The sequence below is a fragment of the Vibrio sp. A1-1 genome, from assembly GCF_021728175.1.
Lineage (GTDB): Bacteria > Pseudomonadota > Gammaproteobacteria > Enterobacterales > Vibrionaceae > Vibrio > Vibrio diabolicus.
The window spans coordinates 456,382-478,669 of record NZ_JAKKCL010000002.1 but is presented as its reverse complement, the minus strand read 5'-3'; the positions used below and the strand labels follow the sequence as shown (position 1 = coordinate 478,669).

Here is a 22,288-nt window from a genome sequence, read left to right as displayed (position 1 = left end):
TGTTCTATGTAGCATAATTTGTTACACCAATTGTATTAGAATGTTGCTCGCCGTATATTGGCTAAGAAAATTTTAGTTAAATCCTTATAAATTCGGGGCTAGAAACAAAGAGTGAGGTTTGTTGCTGGACTCCGATTGTTAACAAGTTGTTTACAATTATCTGGGTGGTTACTCGCGATATTTGTTAAATAGATGTTAACTTTTGTACGTTTGGAAGCTGAAATTGGTTATAACAATAAATGCTCAATGGAGCTGAGTGAGCAAGCCCGTGAAAGAAAGAAAGTCAAGACCTGTTAATTTAGATTTACAGACCATCCACTTTCCTATCACAGCAATCGCATCCATCCTACACCGTGTGTCTGGGGTAATTACGTTTGTTGCGGTGGGTATACTACTGTGGTTACTGTCCATTTCTCTGTCATCCCCAATGGGTTTTATGGAAGCCGCTGACATCGTCGATAGCTTCTTCGTAAAATTCATCCTGTGGGGAATTCTTACTGCACTTGCCTACCACATTGCAGGTGGTATCCGTCACTTGTTGATGGATCTAGGTCACTTTGAAGAGCTAGATTCTGGCACGATGAGCGCTAAAGTCGCGTTTGGTGCAACAGCAGTATTATCATTATTGGCGGGGATCTTGGTATGGTAAAACACGTATCTTCATTTGGTCGTAATGGTGTACACGATTTCCTACTAATTCGTGCAACTGCAATCATTATGACGCTATACACGATTTATCTGATTAGCTTCTGTGCATTTTCAGATATCTCTTACGCATCTTGGACCCAATTCTTTGGTGGTACCTTCACTAAAGTATTCACCATGTTGGCACTTGTCTCGATCCTGATCCACGCATGGGTCGGTTTGTGGCAGGTATTAACGGATTACATTAAGTGCGCGAAACTGCGTGGCGCACTGCAACTTGGTGTTATTGCCGTGCTATTCGGCTATGTCTTCTCTGGTCTATTTATTCTGTGGGGTGCGTAAGTGTCTATTCCAGTTCGTGAGTTTGATGCCGTAGTAATCGGCGCTGGTGGTGCAGGTATGCGCGCTGCACTACAAATTTCAGAACAAGGCCTATCATGTGCTTTGTTATCAAAAGTATTTCCAACACGTTCTCATACTGTGTCTGCACAGGGCGGTATTACCGTTGCTCTGGGTAACTCGCACAAAGACGATTGGCAATGGCACATGTACGATACCGTTAAAGGTTCCGATTACATTGGTGACCAGAACGCGATTGAATACATGTGTAAAAATGGCCCTGAGTCCGTTATCGAACTAGAAAAAATGGGTCTTCCATTCTCTCGTTTTGATAACGGTACTATCTACCAACGTCCATTCGGTGGTCAGTCAAAAGAATTTGGTGGTGAGCAAGCTGCACGTACAGCAGCTGCTGCGGACCGTACAGGTCACGCGCTTCTGCATACGCTTTACCAACAAAATGTGAAACACAAAACCACCATTTTCTCGGAATGGTATGCACTAGACTTGGTGAAAAACCAAGACGGCGCCGTAATGGGCTGTACTGCGATTTGTATGGAAACAGGCGAAATCTGTTACTTCAAATCAAAAGCAACGATTCTAGCAACAGGTGGTGCAGGTCGTATTTACGCGTCGACCACTAACGCACACATCAACACTGGTGACGGTGTAGGTATGGCATTGCGTGCGGGTGTACCTATGCAAGACATGGAAATGTGGCAGTTCCACCCAACGGGTATCGCTGGTGCAGGTGTTCTTGTTACAGAAGGTTGTCGTGGTGAAGGTGGTTACCTTCTAAATAAAGATGGCGAACGTTTCATGGAGCGCTATGCTCCTAACGCGAAAGACCTTGCTGGTCGTGACGTAGTTGCACGTTCAATGATGATCGAAATTCGTGAAGGCCGTGGTTGTGATGGTCCTTGGGGTCCACACATTAAGCTGAAGTTGGATCACCTTGGTAAAGAAGTGCTTGAGTCACGTCTGCCTGGTATTTGTGAGCTGTCTCGTACTTTCGCGCACGTTGATCCAGTGAAAGAGCCAATTCCAGTAATTCCAACCTGTCACTACATGATGGGTGGTGTACCGACTCAAGTGTCTGGTCAAGCAATCAAGCAAAAGGCTGACGGCAGCGAGATGGAAGTACAAGGTCTATATGCATGTGGTGAGATTGCTTCTGTATCAGTACACGGAGCAAACCGTCTAGGCGGCAATTCATTACTAGACTTAGTCGTATTTGGTCGTGCTACTGGCTTGCACCTTGGCGAAACGCTAGCAGCGCAAGCGGAAGCTCGTCCTGCAACAGAATCTGATATTGAAGCATCTCTAGCGCGTACTATGCGTTGGGAAAACAGCACTGGTGGAGAAGATCCAGTTCAGATTCGTAAAGACCTACAAGCATGCATGCAAAACAGCTTCTCGGTATTCCGTGAAGGCGATGCGATGGCAACCGGTCTAGAAGAGTTGAAAGTGATTCGCGAGCGTCTGAAAGATGCACATCTAGCGGACAAGTCTTCTGAATTCAACACGCAACGTATTGAGTGTCTAGAGTTAGACAACTTGATGGAAACAGCATTCTCTACAGCCGTAGCGGCGAACTACCGTACTGAAAGCCGTGGCGCACATGCTCGTTTCGATTTCCCTGAGCGTGATGATGAGAACTGGCTATGCCACTCTATCTACAACCCGGAAACAGAAGCGATGACTAAGCGTGATGTGAACATGACGCCAACGCATCGTGAAGCTTTCCCGCCGAAAGTACGTACATACTAAAGGGAGGATACGACTATGAAATTGAACTTCTCTTTATACCGTTACAATCCGGATGTGGATACCAAGCCTTACATGAAAGAGTATACCCTTGAGGTAGACGAAGGCTCAGACATGATGGTGCTTGATGCATTGATTCTGCTAAAAGAGCAAGATCCAAGCATCGCGTTCCGTCGCTCATGCCGTGAAGGGGTATGTGGTTCTGATGGTTTGAACATGAATGGTAAAAATGGTCTAGCGTGTATCACACCGTTATCTGCTCTACAAGGCGAAAAGATAGTTATTCGTCCATTGCCAGGGTTACCTGTCGTGCGCGATCTTATCGTTGACATGACGCAGTTCTATGATAACTATGCGAAAGTTAAACCATTCTTGATTGATGATGGTGCATTACCACCATCACGCGAGAACCTACAATCGCCTGATGATCGTGCGCATTTAGATGGATTGTACGAATGTATTATGTGTGCATGTTGTACAACGTCTTGCCCATCATTCTGGTGGAACCCTGACAAATTCATCGGTCCAGCTGGTCTTCTTGCGGCGTACCGCTGGCTAATTGATAGCCGTGATACGGCAACAGATGAACGTTTGTCTGATCTTGATGATGCATTTAGCGTTTTTCGTTGCCATGGCATCATGAATTGTGTAAGTGTTTGTCCTAAGGGATTAAATCCGACAAAAGCCATCGGCCATATTAAGTCGATGCTGGTTAATCGCTCGGTTTAATTTACTCGCTCTTAGGAATGTCGCAGTGTTGCGGATCACCCGATATGACCGCTTCACTGCTTCAAGAATATTTCGAGTAAAGAATACAAAAATTGCCGACTAGTTCTGGTCGGCTCTTATAGCTCGGCAAAGACCGAAGCAAACGTGAAAACTACTGGTTAAGGGAAAATATGCACAACGGCGTGATGAAGGCATGGCTCGAGTCTTCACACTTGGCTGGCGCCAATGCAACGTATGTAGAGGACCTCTACGAACTGTATCTAAGTGATCCCGATCTGGTAAGTGAGGAGTGGAAACGTGTTTTTGAAGGCTTACCTAAGCCGTCAGAAGAAGTGGCAGAACAACCACATTCACGTGTCCGTGACTACTTCCGTCGACTCGCTAGAGAAACAAAGCATTACAATGTCCAAGTTAGTGACCCAGATGTCGATGCAAAACAAGTAAAAGTTCTACAGCTAATCAACGCTTACCGTTTCCGCGGACATGAAGCTGCAGAATTAGACCCACTAGGTCTATGGCAACGCCCAACCGTGGCGGAGTTAGACCCTGCTTTTCATAATCTTACCGAAGATGACTTCGAAGAAACTTTCAACGTAGGTTCTTTTGCTGTTGGGCAAGAAACCATGAAGTTGAAAGACATCTATGAAGCCCTCAACAAAACTTACTGCGGTTCCATCGGTGCTGAATACATGCACATGACTGACACAGAGCAAAAACGTTGGATCCAACAACGTCTTGAGTCTGTCGTAGGCCAGCCATCATTCAACAAAGATGAGAAGCGCACATTCCTAGAAGAGCTAACTGCCGCTGAAGGTTTGGAGCGTTACCTCGGGGCGAAATTCCCAGGTGCAAAACGTTTCTCTCTAGAAGGTGGTGACGCACTGATTCCGATGACGAAAGAGTTGATCCGTCACGCGGGAACTAGTGGGATGCGTGAAGTGGTTATCGGTATGGCTCACCGTGGTCGTTTGAACATGCTGGTGAACGTGCTTGGTAAGAAGCCTCAAGATCTGTTCGATGAGTTTGCCGGTAAACACGACGAAACTTGGGGTACGGGTGATGTGAAATATCACCAAGGCTTCTCTGCCGACTTTGCTACCCCAGGTGGTGATGTTCACTTAGCTCTTGCATTTAACCCATCGCATCTAGAAATCGTCAACCCAGTAGTCATGGGGTCGGTGCGAGCACGTCAAGATCGCTTGGGTGATAATCAAGGTAGCAAAGTGCTTCCTATCACTATCCACGGTGACTCTGCAATCGCTGGTCAGGGTGTGGTTGCCGAAACGTTCAACATGTCACTGGCTCGTGGTTTCCAAGTCGGTGGTACGGTGCGTATCGTTATCAACAACCAAGTTGGCTTTACGACGTCTAACCCTCGTGACACGCGTTCAACGATGTACTGTACAGATATCGCGAAGATGGTTCAGGCGCCAATCTTCCATGTGAATGCCGATGACCCAGAAGCGGTTGCTTTTGTTACTCGTATTGCTTTGGATTACCGCAACGAGTTCAAGCGCGATGTCGTGATTGATTTGGTGTGTTACCGTCGCCACGGTCACAACGAGGCCGATGAGCCAAACGCGACTCAGCCTTTGATGTACCAAAAAATCAAAAAACACCCTACACCACGCAAATTGTATGCGGATATTCTGATCGATAAAAACGAATCAGATATCGAGACAGCGACTCAGTTAGTCAATGAGTACCGCGACGCATTAGACCGCGGTGAAGTGGTGGTTAAAGAATGGCGTCCAATGGCGTTGCACTCTGTGGACTGGTCCCCTTACTTAGGGCATGAATGGGATATGGAGTGGGATTCAAAATATGACAAGACGCGTCTTATCGAGTTGGGTAATCGTCTTTGTCAGTATCCAGAAAGCCATAAACTACAAAGCCGTGTTAATAAGCTATACAACGATCGTCTAGCAATGATGACCGGTGAAAAAGCAATCGACTGGGGTATGGCCGAAACATTGGCGTATGCAACATTAGTTGATGATGGTAAGCGTATTCGCCTTTCTGGTCAGGATTCGGGTCGTGGTACTTTCTTCCACCGTCACTCGGTTCTTCATAACCAAACAGATGCAAGTACGTACATTCCATTAGCGAATATTCATGACAATCAGGGTCCATTCCAAGTGTTTGACTCAGTACTGTCAGAAGAAGCGGTATTGGCATTTGAATACGGTTACGCAACAGCAGAGCCAGGTGGTTTGACTATCTGGGAAGCGCAGTTTGGTGACTTTGCCAACGGCGCGCAGGTTGTGATTGACCAATTCATCTCGTCAGGTGAGCAGAAATGGGCACGCTTATGTGGTCTCACAATGCTTTTACCTCACGGTTACGAAGGTCAAGGCCCTGAGCACTCCTCTGCACGTCTAGAGCGTTACCTTCAGTTGTGTGCTGAGCAAAATATGCAGGTTGTAGTTCCTTCAACACCGGCTCAGGTATACCACATGATTCGTCGTCAAGTTGTACGCCCAATGCGTCGACCTCTGATTGTTATGTCGCCAAAATCTTTGCTGCGCCATCCCCTATGTACTTCGACAATTGAAGACTTAGCGGACGGTACATTCCAATCTGCAATTCCAGAAGTAGATGATTTAGACCCAAGCAAAGTAAAACGAGTCGTGTTCTGTTCAGGTAAGGTTTATTTTGACCTACTGGAGCAGCGCCGTAACAACGAGCAATACGATGTCGCTATCGTGCGTATCGAGCAGCTTTATCCATTCCCGATGGAAGAAGTACAAGCAGCGATTGCTCAATACACTAACGTTGAAGACTTCGTGTGGTGTCAGGAAGAGCCTCAGAACCAAGGTGCTTGGTACTGTAGCCAACACAACTTCCGTGCCGCTATTCCTGCAGGTGCAGATCTTAAATACGCAGGTCGCCCAGCTTCTGCTTCGCCAGCAGTTGGCTACATGTCGGTGCACTTGAAACAACAAAAAGCGTTGGTTGAAGACGCTCTGAACGTGAACTCAAAAACTTCGAATTAAGAACTAGAAGTTAAAGGAAGAAACAGATATGACAATTGAAATTCTGGTTCCAGATTTACCTGAATCAGTTGCTGATGCAACCGTAGCGACATGGCACAAACAACCAGGCGACGCAGTAGAGCGTGACGAGGTTTTGGTTGACATCGAGACGGACAAAGTCGTGCTAGAAGTGCCAGCTCCGGAAGCAGGTGTTTTGGAAGCTATCGTTGAAGAAGAAGGTGCGACAGTACTTTCTAAACAAATCATTGCTAAATTGAAGCCAGGTGCAGTTGCAGGTGAGCCTACCGCAGATAAAACAGAAGGTACGGAAGCATCTCCTGATAAACGTCATAAAGCTGCGCTTAGCGAAGAAAGCAATGATGCACTAAGCCCAGCAGTACGTCGTTTATTGGCTGAGCATGGCTTAGAAGCAAGCCAAGTGAAAGGCACTGGTGTTGGTGGTCGTATTACGCGCGAAGATATTGAAGCGCATCTTGCGAACGCTAAAGCTGCGCCAAAAGAAGAAGCACCAGCAGTGGTTGACGTGCCGGCAGCGGCTCGTAGCCAAAAACGTGTTCCAATGACTCGCCTGCGTAAGACAGTCGCTAACCGTCTACTAGAGGCGAAGAACAACACGGCAATGCTAACGACGTTTAATGAAGTGAACATGAAACCAATCATGGACCTTCGTAAACAGTACAAAGATCAGTTCGAAGAGCGTCACGGTATTCGTTTAGGCTTCATGTCTTTCTACGTGAAAGCTGTAACAGAAGCGCTTAAGCGTTACCCAGAAGTAAATGCTTCGATTGATGGCGATGACATTGTTTACCACAACTACTTCGACATTAGCATGGCGGTATCAACGCCACGTGGTCTAGTTACACCAGTCCTAAAAGACTGTGACAAGCTTGGTTTCGCTGATGTTGAAAAAGGCATCAAAGAACTGGCTATCAAAGGTCGTGATGGCAAGCTAACGGTAGACGAGCTAATGGGCGGTAACTTCACTATCACAAACGGTGGTGTGTTCGGTTCACTAATGTCTACACCAATCATCAACCCACCTCAATCAGCGATTCTTGGTATGCATAAGATCCAAGAGCGCCCGATGGCAGTGGATGGCAAAGTTGAAATCTTGCCGATGATGTACCTAGCGCTGTCTTACGATCACCGCCTAATTGATGGTCGCGAGTCTGTTGGCTTCCTAGTGACGATTAAAGAGTTGCTAGAAGATCCAGCACGTCTCCTATTAGACGTTTAATATCGCTAAAACGTCTAGTTATCGTAGGTAGCTAGACGTTAAAAATTTCAATGGCTAGACTAGCTCAACGTCTGGCCTTCATTTGAATCCCACACCATGAGTACTCGTGATGAGGGATTGATTTGAGAAGACCCTACAGACGTACAAGCAGCCAAGACTGCAGCGTTATGGAAATAATAAATCCCTTAAGGGAAAAACAAACGGAATATCGAAATGAATTTGCATGAATACCAAGCCAAACAGCTGTTTGCAGAATTCGGTTTGCCTGTGCCAGAAGGCTACGCGTGTGATACACCACAAGAAGCTTTTGAAGCTGCAGGCCGTATCAGTACAGAAAAGAAAGTAGTTAAATGTCAGGTTCACGCTGGTGGCCGTGGTAAAGCGGGCGGTGTAGAGCTGCACGATACAAAAGAAGGCGTTAAAGAGTTTGCACAAAAGTGGTTAGGTAAAAACCTAGTGACTTACCAAACTGACGCTAACGGTCAGCCAGTTACAAAAATCCTTGTTGAAGAAGCTTCAAACATTGCAAACGAATTATACCTAGGTGCGGTTGTTGACCGTGCAAGCCGTAAGATCGTTTTCATGGCTTCAACAGAAGGTGGTGTGGAAATCGAAAAAGTTGCGGAAGAAACGCCGGAGCTTATCCACAAAGCAGCAATCGATCCACTAGTAGGCCCACAAGCTTACCAAGGTCGCGAGCTTGCGTTCAAACTTGGTCTTGAAGGTGACCAAATCAAACAATTCGTTAAGATCTTTATGGGTCTTGGCACTATGTTCTCTCAGTACGACCTTGCTCTGCTAGAGATCAACCCACTTGTGATTACTGGTGAAGGCAACCTGCTATGTCTTGACGGTAAGATCAACATCGACTCAAACGCACTGTACCGTCAGCCTAAGCTTCGTGAAATGCACGATCCTTCACAAGAAGATGAGCGCGAAGCGCACGCAGCTCAGTGGGAACTGAACTACGTAGCACTAGACGGTAACGTTGGCTGTATGGTTAACGGTGCTGGCCTAGCAATGGGTACGATGGATATCGTAAACCTACACGGCGGCAAGCCAGCTAACTTCTTAGATGTAGGTGGCGGCGCGACCAAAGAGCGTGTTGCTGAAGCATTCAAGATCATCCTATCTGATGACAACGTGAAAGCGGTACTTGTTAACATCTTCGGTGGTATCGTACGTTGTGACATGATCGCAGAAGGTATTATCGGTGCGGTTAAAGAAGTAGGTGTAAGCGTACCTGTTGTTGTTCGTCTAGAAGGTACTAATGCTGACCTAGGTCGCGAAGTTCTTGCTAATTCTGATGTTGATATCATTGCTGCTGAGTCGCTAACGGATGCTGCTCAGAAAGTTGTTGCTGCTGCGGAGGCTAAATAATGTCTGTATTAATTAACAAAGACACTAAAGTAATCTGTCAGGGTTTCACTGGTGGTCAAGGTACTTTCCACTCAGAGCAAGCTATCGCATACGGCACTCAGATGGTTGGTGGTGTGTCTCCAGGTAAAGGTGGCCAAACTCACCTAGGCCTACCTGTATTCAACACCGTTCGTGAAGCAGTAGAAGCAACTGGTGCAACAGCGACAGTTATCTACGTTCCAGCACCTTTCTGTAAAGATGCAATTCTAGAAGCGATTGATGCGGGCATCGAGCTAATCGTAACAATCACGGAAGGCATCCCTACAACAGATATGATCGACGTAAAAGTGAAGCTAGAAGAAACTGGCGTTCGTATGATCGGTCCTAACTGTCCGGGTGTTATCACTCCTGACGAGTGTAAGATCGGTATCATGCCTGGTCACATCCACAAGAAAGGTAAAGTAGGTATCGTATCTCGCAGCGGTACTCTAACTTACGAAGCAGTTAAGCAAACAACAGACGAAGGTTTCGGCCAGTCTACTTGTGTTGGTATTGGTGGTGACCCAATCCCAGGTTCAAACTTCATTGATATCCTAAAACTGTTCCAAGAAGACCCTGAAACTGAAGCGATTGTTATGATCGGTGAAATCGGTGGTACTGCCGAAGAAGAAGCAGCAGCATACATTAAAGAAAACGTAACGAAGCCAGTGGTTTCCTACATTGCTGGTGTAACTGCTCCTCCTGGTAAACGTATGGGCCACGCTGGTGCGATTATCTCTGGCGGTAAAGGTACTGCTGAAGACAAATTTGCTGCACTAGAAGCGGCGGGCGTTAAGACTGTGAAATCTCTAGCAGAGATCGGCCAAGGTCTACGTGAAGTAACGGGCTGGTAATTTCCAACTCTAAGCTTAAAGCTAAAAAAGCCTAGCAATTATTGCTAGGCTTTTTTGTATCAAGGTACTTTTTACGATTTTTGGCGAATAAATTGGCTAAGCATAAACAGAGATGTTGCGCTGATTACTACTGATGGACCAGCCGGCGTATCGAAGTGCCATGATAGGCTAAGCCCCATTAGTACTGCCACAGAGCCAATAATAGATGCGAACAGTGCCATTTGCTCTGGTGATGAAGAGACCTTACGTGCTGTTGCTGCTGGGATGATCAGCAAAGAAGTCATGATAAGTGCCCCAACAAACTTCATTCCTACGGCAATCACAACACCTACCATAAGCATTAACACCAATCTAACTAAGTCTGTATTGACGCCCTCGACGGCAGCAAGCTCTTCACTAACTGTGCTCGACAATAAAGGTCGCCAAAAAACGTAAAGACACACACTAACAGCAACGACACCTGCGTAAATGAACATCAGATCTTGCGGAGATACTGCGAGTAAGTCACCGAACAAGTAACTCATCAGATCAACACGGACATTATCCAAGAAACTAACAGAAACTAGACCAACAGATAATGCGCTATGGGCGAGTATACCCAGAAGCGTATCGGTTGCGACCAGTTGTTGTTTCTGTAGTGTCACGAGCAATACCGCGAGTGCTAAACAGCAAACGAGTAGGGCAAGATAAAGGTTCACGTTGAGCAGAAAGCCTAATGCCAAACCCATCAATGAAGCATGTGCCAGGGTATCACCGAAGTAAGCCATTTTGCGCCAAACGACAAATGACCCAAGAGGACCTGCAATGATCGCGATGCCAATACCAGCAAGAATAGAAGGTAGAAGAAACTCAATCATGGTGATGATGTCCGTGTTTATGGTTGGAGCATGATGTCGCATCGCCAGTTACTGGCGTTCCGGATAAATCGTGATGATGATGCTCGTGGTCGTGATGATAAAACGCGAGTGATTCTCTCGCTGCATTGCCAAATAGCGCGATGTAAGAAGGGTGCTGAGTAATCGTGGCAGGTGAACCAGAGCAGCAAACATGGTGATGCAGACAAATGACATCATCTGTTTTGGCCATTACTAAATGTAAGTCGTGTGACACCATAAATACACCGCAATCGAACCGGTGACGGATGCTTTCAATTAGATCGTAGAGATCGATTTGACCTTGAATATCCACACCCTGCGCAGGTTCGTCTAGCACTAACAGCTCTGGGCGTTGAAGCAAAGCACGCGCAAGTAATACGCGTTGGTTTTCACCACCTGATAAGCGATGCATGTTACTACTAATTAAATGCTCAGCGCCAACAAGCCTTAATGCATCAATACATTCTTGTTTACTGTATTTTCCTGCTAAATTTAGAAAACGGGTGACATTCAATGGAAGAGAGTCATTGAGTTTCAATTTTTGAGGAACATAACCAATTTTTAGTTTTCTTTGTCGGTTTAATTTGCCGCTAGTCGGTTTTTGAAGGCCTAAAATGACTTTGACTAACGTTGATTTTCCCGCTCCATTGGGACCAATTAGGGTTGTTATTTTGCCCTTTTGTAATTCCATACTAATGTTGTCGAGAACTCTGCGGCCATCGAACTCGACGCATAAGTGCTCAAGATGGACTAAGGAAGACATGAATGAAACTCATTTGCAAATCAATAATGTTATAATGTAACATTATCACACTTTCTACACCATATCCCAAGTAAAACTATGAAAAGAGCATTAATTCTTGCTGCGTCAGCGATGCTAACGTTGCCAGCACACGCAGTAACGGTACTAACGAGTATCAAACCTATTCAGTTATTAGTGACAGAACTTACTCAAGGGGTGACTTCGCCAAATGTATTACTGCAGTCTAACACTTCGCCCCATGATTACGCTTTACGCCCATCGGATGTTAAGAAAATCGCTTCTGCTGATTTAGTTATTTGGTACGGACATGATCTCGAACCGTTTCTGGAAAAAGTCGTGTCAGACAGATCGAATACGCTGACTATTAGTCAAATTCCAGATCTAGATTTGCGTGAGTTTGATAGTGAGCACAACCATGACCATGATGGCCACGATCATGGTTCACATGATCCGCACTTTTGGTTAGGTGTAAGTCAAGCACAACAAGTTGCCAAGGCTGTCGTGAATCAACTGGGATCACTTGATCCGGAAAATGCAGCACAGTACCAAGAAAACCTTAAAAAATTTGAAACTGAGCTCAGCCAGACGGACCTAGAGATCAAGAAGAAATTATCGCCAGTGAAAGACAAAGGTTACTTTGTGTTTCACGATGCTTATGGTTATTTCGAAGAGCGTTATGAGTTAAATCAAATGGGGCACTTCACCGTGAGCCCGGATCGTAAGCCGGGCGCAAAAACCTTAATCCAAATTCGTCAAAAGTTAAGTTCAGGAGATGTAGCTTGCGTGTTTTCTGAACCTCAGTTTACTCCAGCTGTCGTTCAGAGTGTGATGCGAGGTAGTAAAGTTGCCAAAGGAGAACTTGACCCATTAGGGAGCACAATTGAAGCAAAACCGGGCAGTTACTTTACTTTTCTCAACAATATGGCGAATAATTTTGAGCAGTGCTTGAGCCAAAAGACGGATTAAGTAGTGTTGTTGTGTAGGAATAGTCCTTTTAACGTGATCCAGTAGTAAGAATTACAACCTTTGGCAAGGCGAGCCTTTTCTCAAACAATAATTGAGATATCATTATCAATAATTAGCAGCTCAAAATAACCGTATAAGTCCATGCTGTAGAAGATATAGACGGTGGGCACCGAGCACAAATTGATATAAAAGGTTTTCGTCTTGCTACGCCAATTAGCCCTTGTCTTGTTGGGCTTTTTCCTATCTTTCCAAGCATTTGCTCTTCATAATGCGAATGCCATCTTTTACCCTTTGCCGACTCAGGTTAAGGGTACTTTTATTGCGGCTAAAAAATTGTTCTTGGGTGAGCAAGGGGGCTTGTGGATTCACGACGTGCATGGGCGGGTGTTGTTTTATGATGGCCAAAATATCCTACCTAAATCAGGCAGTTTTTTACAAACGTCTGCCAAGCAACTGGCTTATCATGAAGGCTCGTTCTGGACCTTTGTTGAGAATGAGGTGTATCAAACTTATCCAAATCAAGAAAGACGTTTAGTCTTTAGCTTAAACCCCGGGTCGCAAATAAGAAAAATCGGTTCTTCTGAAGATTATATTTGGGTTAGTGATGGCGCACATTTCTATACTTACAACATCGATACTAGCGAGTTAAAGTCCTTTTCTTTGTTGCAGCTCTATCAACATAGCAACAATAGCTATGTTTATATTAACGATGCAGTTCTGCTCGAAGAGAAGTGGGCACTTGCTACAACTTCTGGCTTTTATCTTTCAGAAGGAGATAAGTTTGACCATGTAGTCGCTTCAGGTCAGAACTACATTGAAAAGATCTACTACTCACACACGCGCAGAGAAATTCTGGTAGGAACGTTGCGTGGGGCATTAATTTTCAATATTTATCAACCTGATAAAGAGGTGATTAAGATTGGCGGCTCTCATGTGTTGACTTTCGCTGAGACAAATCAAGAGTACTGGGTGGGGACTGAGCATGGTCTGTATTTATACTCATTCCTGTCAGGTGAAGTGACAGAAGTCGAGCCTGCAAGCTTTCTTGAACTGGAGCTGGATAATACAAAGATCTATTCGCTACTGAGTGACAACATGGGAGGGATGTGGATCGCGACTAACCAAGGCATTCGCTATTACTCCTTGTTTAGTAAAAAGTTTGAACGAGTAACCTTCAGTAGTTACGACTCGCAAACCTTATCAGGGCGAATTCGACAAACTTCCACAGGACCTGATGATGCGCTTTGGTTCGCGGATGACCGAAAGCTTTACCGGACAGGTGAGAGTGGCAACATCAAAGTCTTGGAGCTTGATTCGCAGATCAATGAATTTGCATTTCAAGGTGGGATGCTTTGGCTTGCGACCTCTAAAGGGCTCGAAATATTCGAGCTGAATGGTCTTAACAAAGTGACATTTCCTTATTTACAGGTTATGGCTGGACACGCAGTGGAGCACGTGACTGTAGATGGTAATGATCGTCTCTGGGTATCAAGTGGATACCATCTTTACAATGTTGATATAACCAAGCAAAGCGTAAGAAATTTTGGAAGTGAGTGGCTAGTAAGTCAGTACTTACCAGCTAAGGTTACGCGTTTATACGACACTGAAGATTCTCTATTGATAGGGACCGATCATGGGATTTATCAATACAGCAATGAAAACATCCAGTTCATCCGCTATTCCGAAAAATTTGGTGAATCATTAGACATGGTCACGGCGGTTGATGGCAGTCAGTGGTTTGCGTCATCTTACGGCGTTTTTAAAACGATTAAAGGAAGTAACGAGAAACATGTTGTTGAAATGAGTGTGCCCAACGCGCGACCTGCTTGCTTGATCAGAGACAGGCAAGGTGTGTGGTTAGCCTCTTCTGTCGGATTAAGCTATTACCACCTTTCGGGTGAATTAGTGAAGCATTATTCATCGGCGTCTGGCTTAATGAACAACGAGTTTCTACCAGGAATCTGCAGTGTTATACAGCAAAAAGAAGGTGGTGAGCGAGAGCTCGTCCTAGGGTCGAAATACGGGTTGGTAAAAGCTGAAGCATCCAAGCTGCTTGTGTCCAACCCTCCAGAGTCGAAGTTTATCGTGAGCCAAGTTGTGCTTGAAAACGAGATTCTACAAGTTGGTAGCGCCGATTTGAATGGCATAAAATTACCGTATGGCTCTTCTCTAAGTTTCTTATTTGGCGTGATGCCAAAACCAGACAGCCAAAATTTGTATTATCGATTGAATAGCGATGATCCTTGGCAAGCGCTAGAGGGAGGCCAACTGACTCTAGAGCATCTCAATTCCGGTGAATACCATCTACAGGTAAGTAATGAGTCTCAAGTCGCTGCTGGATTGGTTGGGCTCGAGTCATATTTTATTGTGCTTAATCCTTGGTATTTATCGCAACTCGCAATTTTAGGTTTTGTGGTCGCGAGTATTGCCATGGTTGCACTACTTATGTACTGGCGCTCTCGCTATGTTGTACAGGCTAACCGTGATTTAGCTGCGCAAGTGACACTCAAAACTAACCAGTTGAGGCATCAAAGCCGAGTGTTGTTGACGAGTAACCAACAGCTACGTAAACAGATTCAAGTCAGAAACCTGCTGGTTGATCACGTGGCGCAATCTATTAAGTCCAGTGTGGATTTTATAGCGGCAAAATTACCCATACCTTTGGATGCAGCTACGGAAGATCATCTGGCGAAAACGACATGGCAATTAAATGAGTTAAAAAGTGTTCCTGGCGAAGCTAGCGGCGGTAGTCACAATTACAATTTGAGTCAGATAACTCAATCGGTGGTTGATGTATGGCAAGATGATTTTGCGAAGGCTGGGATTATGGTGGAGCTTGAAGATGAGAGAAAAACAAGTCGAATTGCTCTGGAAAGCTTTAACCTTGATGTTATCTTCAACAGCATTTTTGCCAATATCATCAAGCGTTCTTTCCGAGGCCAAACGGTGAGAATCATGCTAGAAGAGGGCAATGATATTGTTTCATTGAGTTTTCTTGATTATGGGACGCAACTGCCTAATAAAGTCATGACCGGGCGTCCATCTAATATGAACCACTCTGAATTGAGTATTGATCATCTTGCCCAGTTAGTGACAACGAGTGGAGGATACTTGGCGGTGTTTACTTCCGACGCTCAAAATAAAATCGAAATTACATGGCCAACTGCGAAGGAAATGAGTTATGTGGATGAATCTTTGCAAGAATTTGAGTCTGAACCTATCGTCGAAGATAAAGTGACCCCAGAGAAAGAATGGTTGCAAAAAGTCTATCAGCTGGTGGCTGAGCATTACCATGACCCTGAGTTTGGTACTGCTTTAGCGGCTAAAATGCTGTTCATGTCAGAACGCTCTTTACAGAGGCGCTTTAAATCAGCCTCGTCAAGAACGTTAAAAGATTATGTAACCGAAGTTCGTTTAGAAACGGCGTGTGAGCAGTTATTAGCGGGCGAGAAAATCAGCGAAGTAGCGTTTAACTGCGGCTTTAATGATCCTTCTTACTTTAGCCAAAAGTTTAAATTGCATTTTGGTTTGCCTCCTTCCAAGTTTGCTTTGACTCAAGAAAGCCAAGAAACCAACTAAAAAACCTCATTACACACTCCCTAGTGAATATTCAAAAGACTGGGGAGCTGCTTATAGCGCTCTACTATTCTAGAGCTACCAATGCAGTGATTCTCATTGCTTCTTCATCACATCTAGCCTACAAATCCATTCTCAATACGTAAGCACGGTCACGCTCTATCTGTTAGTAGCGCTGTTCTTAGCTATAACCATACATGGCTTAAGAGGACGGATTTACCTACGGCGACAAATAGATGAATGGTTGTATTTTTGTATCTAGAGTGCGTTGGTTCATTTGAGTAGTGGGGGTATGCGAAATTCGTGAAAACAGAACTGTGCTGAAAAGGTGGATAAGATAAAGAGTTTAGAGAGAGATGAAAAAAAATATCGTGGTATAGCCGGGGGGACTATACCACGGGTGTCAATGACACCTTCGCTTGCTGCCGGAGTGACATGTTGCCATGCCACCTCTGGAATTCATTTGAGAGGTTGCCCTCTCGATGGAGTAACTATACGAGAGGTTACTTATTTTTCTTATAAAAATAACGCCATGTTGATATGAGAAAAACGACAAAGTTTTAAATGTCATCTAACCTGTTGTTTTGTGTGGAAATTTTTATCTTTACCATTTGTTTGTGACATTTTTATTTCATTGGTCGTGATTTTTAATTGTTAATTTTGACGTAAATAACGAGAGGAAATTTACGGAGTTGACGTTTGAAAGCATGAAAACATTTATGAAATCTTTGATTTCACACAAGGATTGAAGGGTTATAGGAGAGTAATATTGGCAGCCTAAACTTATTAAATAATAATATTTCTCATTAGCAATACTCTTAAGGGCCACTATGAAGTTATCAGAGATTAATCCTGGCGATACGGTGACGATTCGGTTGTTAGATGGTCTTTCATCAGATATCAGAAAGAAACTCATGGTAATGGGGCTGCTTCCCAATACAGAAGTCAAAGTGATTCGACGTGCTCCAATGGGCGATCCTTTACAAGTCGAAGTCCGTGGTGTGTCTGTCGCATTGCGAGAAACCATTGCTCAGAAAATTGAAGTGGAGCGAGTGTAATGCAATATCAAGTGCTTACCGTAGGTAATCCTAATAGTGGTAAAACGACGCTATTTAATGGTTTGACTGGCGCAAAACAGCAAGTTGGTAACTGGGCAGGCGTCACCGTTGAAAAGAAAACGGGACAATTCAAACATGCGGGTGACGAGTTTTTGCTCACTGATCTCCCTGGCATTTACTCGTTAGACAGTGGTAATGATAGCAATAGTATTGACGAATCCATTGCATCGCGTGCGGTTCTAACTCATCCTGCTGATCTCATTATCAACGTGGTTGATGCCACGAGTTTAGAGCGCAGCTTATATATGACGTTGCAACTTCGCGAACTTGGCCGTCCTATGATTGTTGTTCTCAACAAAATGGATGCGCTAAAACGTGAACGTCAAATGATTAACGTTTCAGAGCTTGAGAAAACATTAGGTTGTCCTGTAGTAAGTTTATCTGCAACCAATAAAACTCAAGTTGCAGAGTTTAAAGAAAAACTTCATAAGTCCATCGTTCAAGGGGTCGCGCTTAAAGAGCTATCTTTGCATTACGGTGAAAAGATGGAGTCGGCGATTCAAACTGTTTCCGCACTTTTTAACGATCAAACCGTCGCCCATCGTGCATTAGCTATTCGTGCGCTTGAAAAAGATACGATGGTTCTCAATAGCCTTTCCGATATTGAGAGAAGCAAAGTATTGGAAGTCATTGCGACTTTAGATTTGGATATCGATTTGCATGTCGCGGATACCAAGTACACATACCTGCATGAACAGTGTAAAAAAGTTCGCCGAAGCGAAGGCAAATTGAGCCGTAGCGTGACTGAAAAACTCGACCAGTTTATTTTGAACAAGTGGATTGGGATCCCATTCTTCTTTGTGGTTATGTACTTGATGTTTATGTTCTCGATTAACATCGGTAGTGCATTTATCGACTTTTTTGACATTGGTGTAGGCGCATTGCTGGTTGATGGTGGACACCACTTATTAGATGGTCACCTCCCCGTATGGCTAGTTACGGTGATTGCTGATGGTTTAGGCGGCGGTATTCAAACAGTTGCGACCTTTATCCCGGTCATTGCGTGTTTGTACTTATTCCTTGCTGTGCTTGAGAGCTCGGGTTACATGGCACGTGCTGCGTTTGTGCTTGATAAAGTGATGCAGAAAATCGGCTTGCCGGGTAAAGCGTTTGTCCCTTTGGTTCTTGGTTTTGGCTGTAACGTTCCGTCGATCATGGCAACGCGCACGCTAGACCAAGAGCGTGAGCGCAAGTTGGCTGCGTCGATGGCACCGTTTATGTCATGTGGTGCTCGCTTACCTGTGTACGCTTTATTTGCTGCCGCTTTCTTCCCAGGCTCTGGTCAAAACATTGTGTTTGCACTTTACCTACTTGGTATTGTCGCCGCGGTGTTTACCGGTTTGTTCCTCAAGCACACGCTGTATCCTGGCAGCAGTGATAGCTTGGTGATGGAAATGCCTGACTATGAGCTTCCAACGTTGCAGAACGTCGTGATCAAAACTTGGCAAAAACTTAAGCGTTTTGTATTGGGTGCAGGTAAAACCATCGTAGTGGTTGTTGCTATCTTGAGCTTCCTCAACTCGCTAGGAACTGACGGTACATTCGGTAATGAAGACAGTGATAAATCGGTTCTATCAAAAGCCGCTCAGGTTGTGACGCCAGTGTTTGCACCAATTGGTATTCAAGAGGATAACTGGCCAGCAACGGTTGGTATTATTACTGGTATCTTCGCGAAAGAGGCAGTCGTGGGCACATTGAACAGCTTATATACTACGCCAACCGATGAAGAGGATGCAGAATTTGATCTTATGGGTAGCCTAGAAGAAGCGGTGATGAGCATTCCTGAAAACCTAGCAGGGCTGAGCTATTCTGATCCTCTGGGGATTGACGTCGGTGATTTAGCAGATTCTCATGCAGTCGCAGAGGAGCAAGAAATTGATGAATCGATCTTTGGTAACATAAAAGAGAAATTTGTTTCTGGTCATGCTGCTTTTGCGTACCTAATTTTTATCTTACTTTACACTCCTTGTGTGGCTGCGATGGGTGCCTATGTTCGAGAATTCGGCAATAACTTTGCGCGCTTTATAGCGGTATGGACAATGGGGCTCGCGTACTTGAGTGCGACTTTCTATCATCAGCTTATGCATTTCGCTGATAGCCCTATCACCAGCGGCGTTTGGATTGCCGCAATTATTGCGATTTTCTTTGGCACGTACCGCGTTTTCAAGCGCGTAGGCAAGAAACATCAAGGCGAGTTTGAGGCGCAAGTCGTATGATTTTAAAAGAGCTTTATCAATATATTGCCGAAAAAGGAACGGTTTCCCAATCTGAGCTAGCAAAACAGTTCGGAATGAGTGAAGACGGTGCAGACGCCATGTTAAGTGTATGGATTAACAAAGGTCGCATTTCTCGCTTGGTAGATACAAATAAAGCTCATCATATAACGCGAATACGCTATGCAGTCACAAAGCACGATGGTTTGTCACTTACCGTAACCATGTAGTAGGAGCAATGAACCATCGCGAGCAAACAACATAGCCGCATCAGCAATGATGCGGCTTTTTACTTTCTGCCTGAATTAAAAGTTATATAACGGTTACGCTTTACGGAAGATAGAGCTTAACGACAACACATTACGAATTCGGTTAAGAATCTCTTCTTGTTCTTCGTCAGTACGAAACTCACCTTTGGTGTTACCCCAAACTGGTCCCGGCCATGCCATATCGTCTTTAAAGCGAGCAACATGGTGAATGTGCAGCTGTGGCACCATGTTACCTAGGGCACCAAGGTTTAACTTGTCTGGGCGGAATGTCGCTTCGAGTGCTTGGCTTACCGCTTGAGATTCGAGCAAAAACTGTTGTTGCTCTTGCATTGGCAAGTGGTGTAGCTCTTTCAAATTTTCGCGTTTAGGCACCAAGATAACCCATGGCACAGCATTATCTTTATGAAGAAGAGCGACGCAAAGTGGGAAGTGACCAATCACCGAAGTGTCTTTTGCCAATTGAGGATGAAGTTCAAAACTCATTATTGCTGTCCGATTAATTTTTAGTTTGAATTAGTATACGACAGATAAAACAAAAGGTTGGCGCTTTCACGTCAACCTTTGTCATCATTTAGCTTGTGCTACTTAAGCTAACTACGTAAAAGCGGATTACATACGCTCTAGAGTATCGATACCCAGTAGAGACAGACCTTGCTTGATGGTCTTCGCTGTTAGCGCAGCTAGTTTCAGACGGCTTTGTTTCACTGCTTCGTCTTCAGCAACTAGGATAGGGCACGCTTCGTAGAAGCTAGAGAACTGACCTGCTAGTTCGAATAGGTAGCTACACATGATGTGTGGTTGGCCTTCGCGAGCAACAGATTGCACCGCTTCTTCGAACTGCATAAGTTTAGCAATAAGTGCTTTCTCTTTCTCATCAGTGATTTTGATGTCACCTTGGAGAGCATCCATAGCAACACCAGCTTTAGCGAAAATTGAAGCTACACGAGTGTATGCATATTGCATGTATGGTGCTGTGTTGCCTTCAAACGCTAACATGTTGTCCCAATCGAACACGTAGTCAGTCGTACGGTGTTTAGATAAGTCAGAGTATTTAACCGCTGCCATTGCAACTGTTTTAGAGATCTTCTCTTTTTCGTCTGCATCTAGTTCAGGGTTTTTAGATTCGATCAGCTGTGCTGCGCGAACTTCTGCTTCATCCAGAAGATCTGCCAAACGAACGGTACCACCCGCACGAGTCTTGAATGGCTTTCCGTCTTTACCCAGCATCATGCCGAACGCGTGGTGCTCAAGAGATACAGACTCAGGCACATAGCCCGCTTTACGAACAATCGTCCAAGCTTGCATTAGGTGCTGGTGTTGACGTGAGTCGATGAAGTAAAGCACACGGTCTGCGCTTAGCTCTTCATAACGATATTTTGCACATGCGATATCTGTTGTTGTGTATAGGAAACCGCCATCGCGTTTTTGAACGATAACGCCCATTGGTTCGCCATCTTTGTTCTTGTATTCATCTAGGAATACAACTTGCGCGCCATCATCTTCAACGGCAAGACCTTGTTCTTTTAGGTCTGCAACGATCTTAGGAAGCATGTCGTTGTACATGCTTTCGCCCATTACGTCGTCACGAGTCAGTGACACGTTTAGACGGTCGTAGTTGCGCTGGTTTTGGATCATGGTTACATCAACGAGTTTTTTCCACATTTCTGCACAGTACTCGTCACCGCTTTGCAGTTTCACAACGTAGTTACGTGCTTTCACTGCGAATTCTTCGTCTTCGTCGTACAGTTTCTTAGACTCACGGTAGAAGCCTTCAAGGTCAGCCAGCTCCATAGAAACTTCGCCAGACTCTTGTTGTACACGCTCAAGGTTTGCGATAAGCATTCCGAACTGAGTACCCCAGTCGCCGATGTGGTTCGCGCGGATCACTTTGTGACCTAAGAACTCAAGCGTACGTACCACTGCATCACCAATGATGGTTGAACGCAGGTGACCTACGTGCATTTCTTTTGCTACGTTTGGTGCAGAGTAGTCGGCAACGATGGTTTGCGCTTCTTCTTTAGCTACGCCAAGACGTTCGTCTGCTAGCGCCGCGTCGGCTTGTTTCGCAAGGAACTCTTCGCTTAGGAAAATGTTGATGAAACCAGGGCCAGCGATTTCTGTTTTGCTCGCAATACCGTCTAGGTCTAGAACATCCAGTACTTTCTGTGCAAATTCTCGTGGGTTAGTACCCAGTTTTTTAGCAACGCCCATTACGCCGTTTGCTTGGTAGTCACCAAATTGTGGCTTTGCTGATTGGCGTACTGCCGCAGGACAGCCTGCAGGTGCGCCAGCGGCTTCTAGAGCCTGAGATACTTTGTCATTAATAAGTGCTTGGATATTCACACGCGTTTCCTTCAATTCAAGGACGAAGAACTCGGCGAAGTAAGTGCCGAGTTCTGTTGGAGTTCACAAAAATGGGGCTAATGATAACAACTTTATTGCTTTTCATACAGAGAGGAATTGGGGAAATTTATACTTTTTCGATTGAATGGAAATGTGGTTTGGTTTGCGTTTACTATTGCGCTCAGAGTAATGAGATAAAT

17 protein-coding genes are annotated in these 22,288 nt (G+C 44.9%); 13 read left to right on the top strand and 4 right to left on the bottom strand.

Going from position 1 to position 22,288, the window contains the following annotated elements:
• Positions 1-256: 256 nt before the first annotated feature.
• From sdhC to sucD, 8 genes are all read left to right on the top strand, one after another.
• Entirely contained in the window at positions 257-649 is a 393-nt protein-coding gene (sdhC, locus tag L3V30_RS06200) for a succinate dehydrogenase cytochrome b556 subunit (protein ID WP_017634811.1), read from the top strand.
• A complete protein-coding gene (gene sdhD, locus L3V30_RS06195; RefSeq protein ID WP_005382169.1) occupies positions 643-987 on the top strand; it encodes a succinate dehydrogenase, hydrophobic membrane anchor protein in 345 nt (114 codons plus the stop codon). The genes sdhC and sdhD overlap by 7 nt, the downstream gene beginning before the upstream one ends.
• Positions 988-2,754 (top strand): succinate dehydrogenase flavoprotein subunit, encoded by a 1,767-nt coding sequence (gene sdhA / locus L3V30_RS06190; protein WP_005393016.1) that lies wholly within the window; start codon positions 988-990, stop codon positions 2,752-2,754.
• 15 nt (positions 2,755-2,769) lie between these two features.
• Entirely contained in the window at positions 2,770-3,480 is a 711-nt protein-coding gene (locus L3V30_RS06185; protein ID WP_046874253.1) for a succinate dehydrogenase iron-sulfur subunit, read from the top strand.
• A gap of 170 nt (positions 3,481-3,650) precedes the next feature.
• Positions 3,651-6,476, top strand: a complete 2,826-nt coding sequence (gene sucA / locus L3V30_RS06180) for a 2-oxoglutarate dehydrogenase E1 component (protein WP_237308535.1) — start codon at positions 3,651-3,653, stop codon at positions 6,474-6,476.
• Between the two features lie 28 nt (positions 6,477-6,504).
• A complete protein-coding gene (gene odhB, locus L3V30_RS06175; RefSeq protein ID WP_005393012.1) occupies positions 6,505-7,713 on the top strand; it encodes a 2-oxoglutarate dehydrogenase complex dihydrolipoyllysine-residue succinyltransferase in 1,209 nt (402 codons plus the stop codon).
• A 213-nt stretch (positions 7,714-7,926) separates the two neighbouring features.
• Complete coding sequence (gene sucC / locus L3V30_RS06170; RefSeq protein ID WP_046874251.1) at positions 7,927-9,093, top strand: ADP-forming succinate--CoA ligase subunit beta; 1,167 nt, start codon at positions 7,927-7,929, stop codon at positions 9,091-9,093.
• Positions 9,093-9,965, top strand: coding sequence for a succinate--CoA ligase subunit alpha (sucD, locus tag L3V30_RS06165; protein WP_005382181.1), 873 nt, complete (start codon positions 9,093-9,095; stop codon positions 9,963-9,965). The genes sucC and sucD overlap by 1 nt, the downstream gene beginning before the upstream one ends.
• Positions 9,966-10,036: 71 nt before the next feature.
• Here the strand turns inward: sucD and znuB are convergent, their stop codons facing one another.
• Positions 10,037-10,822, bottom strand: a complete 786-nt coding sequence (znuB, locus tag L3V30_RS06160; protein WP_005396067.1) for a zinc ABC transporter permease subunit ZnuB — start codon at positions 10,820-10,822, stop codon at positions 10,037-10,039.
• The gene (gene znuC / locus L3V30_RS06155; RefSeq protein WP_006742704.1) at positions 10,815-11,603 is read right to left on the bottom strand and encodes a zinc ABC transporter ATP-binding protein ZnuC; all 789 of its coding nucleotides are present in this window, start codon (positions 11,601-11,603) and stop codon (positions 10,815-10,817) included. Before znuC ends, znuB begins: the two co-directional genes overlap by 8 nt.
• A gap of 78 nt (positions 11,604-11,681) precedes the next feature.
• On the opposite strand from znuC, the gene znuA reads away from it, so the two are divergent.
• The 5 genes from znuA to L3V30_RS06130 all read left to right on the top strand — a co-directional run bounded on the left by znuA (position 11,682) and on the right by L3V30_RS06130 (position 19,706).
• Positions 11,682-12,569, top strand: a complete 888-nt coding sequence (gene znuA, locus L3V30_RS06150; RefSeq protein ID WP_237308534.1) for a zinc ABC transporter substrate-binding protein ZnuA — start codon at positions 11,682-11,684, stop codon at positions 12,567-12,569.
• A gap of 201 nt (positions 12,570-12,770) precedes the next feature.
• Positions 12,771-16,148, top strand: coding sequence for an AraC family transcriptional regulator (locus L3V30_RS06145; protein WP_237308533.1), 3,378 nt, complete (start codon positions 12,771-12,773; stop codon positions 16,146-16,148).
• 827 nt (positions 16,149-16,975) lie between these two features.
• Complete coding sequence (locus L3V30_RS06140; RefSeq protein ID WP_005382190.1) at positions 16,976-17,203, top strand: FeoA family protein; 228 nt, start codon at positions 16,976-16,978, stop codon at positions 17,201-17,203.
• Positions 17,203-19,479 carry a Fe(2+) transporter permease subunit FeoB gene (feoB, locus tag L3V30_RS06135; RefSeq protein WP_237308532.1) on the top strand — a complete coding sequence of 759 codons (2,277 nt, stop codon included), beginning with the start codon at positions 17,203-17,205 and terminating at the stop codon, positions 19,477-19,479. Before L3V30_RS06140 ends, feoB begins: the two co-directional genes overlap by 1 nt.
• A complete protein-coding gene (locus L3V30_RS06130; protein WP_005396058.1) occupies positions 19,476-19,706 on the top strand; it encodes a FeoC-like transcriptional regulator in 231 nt (76 codons plus the stop codon). The genes feoB and L3V30_RS06130 overlap by 4 nt, the downstream gene beginning before the upstream one ends.
• A gap of 93 nt (positions 19,707-19,799) precedes the next feature.
• Here L3V30_RS06130 and L3V30_RS06125 read toward each other — a convergent pair whose 3' ends face one another.
• Both L3V30_RS06125 and argS read right to left on the bottom strand, forming a co-directional pair.
• The gene (locus tag L3V30_RS06125; RefSeq protein ID WP_046874244.1) at positions 19,800-20,228 is read right to left on the bottom strand and encodes an HIT domain-containing protein; all 429 of its coding nucleotides are present in this window, start codon (positions 20,226-20,228) and stop codon (positions 19,800-19,802) included.
• Between the two features lie 126 nt (positions 20,229-20,354).
• Entirely contained in the window at positions 20,355-22,088 is a 1,734-nt protein-coding gene (gene argS, locus L3V30_RS06120) for an arginine--tRNA ligase (RefSeq protein WP_237308531.1), read from the bottom strand.
• Positions 22,089-22,288 lie beyond the last annotated feature (200 nt).